At 44.7% G+C, this 584-nt stretch carries 2 protein-coding genes; both read left to right on the forward strand.

Annotated elements, in window-relative coordinates; translation table 11 throughout:
* Positions 1 to 133, forward strand: a 133-nt coding sequence (locus tag R8N47_RS26915) for a (2Fe-2S)-binding protein (protein WP_318186328.1), incomplete at its 5' end; no start/stop codon positions are given.
* A 90-nt stretch (positions 134 to 223) separates the two neighbouring features.
* Positions 224 to 584 (forward strand): TonB-dependent receptor plug domain-containing protein (locus R8N47_RS26920; RefSeq protein WP_318186327.1); only part of this gene is annotated, 361 nt, incomplete at its 3' end.

Genomic DNA, 584 nt, shown 5'->3' on the forward strand with positions numbered 1-584 from the left:
TCACGAGCAACCGCTCAAATTGCTCAGAAAAAGCTGCTGCTTGGTGTACAAGTGTGAAGGAAGAAAGCTCTGCGAGGACTGCCCTAGAGCAGCAAAAAACCGTCAGTTAATCATGCAAAAGAGCAATGGTTAACAACTTATTAACCTATGTAACAGTGCTCGATTTGTTATTGATAATAAGTATCATTGTCGATTCTTTGGCTACAACAAAAAGATAAATACAATGACAAATAGGAAGTTCTCTTTAAACCTCATCGTATTAGCGATGAGCAGTGGATATGCAGCGCACGCATTGGCTGCAGAACAAGCTCAGCAACTGGCGTCTCAAAACGCAGCAGATGAACAATTAGTCGTGGTTGGCAGCGTCATGCCAAAATCCATCTCTGATATTCCCGGTACGGTTTGGTTTGTAGGGCAAGAAGAAATTGCTCAACAATACCGAGCAGGCAAAACTCTGGGTGATATTCTTTCTGCGACGATCCCTTCTTTAGATGTTGGCACTGGCGGCCGGACAAACTACGGCCAAAATCTGCGTGGCAGAGCCATGCTGGTCATGATTGATGGCGTTTCTCTGCAATCTTCTC

This window comes from Vibrio sp. 2132-1, from assembly GCF_033344315.1.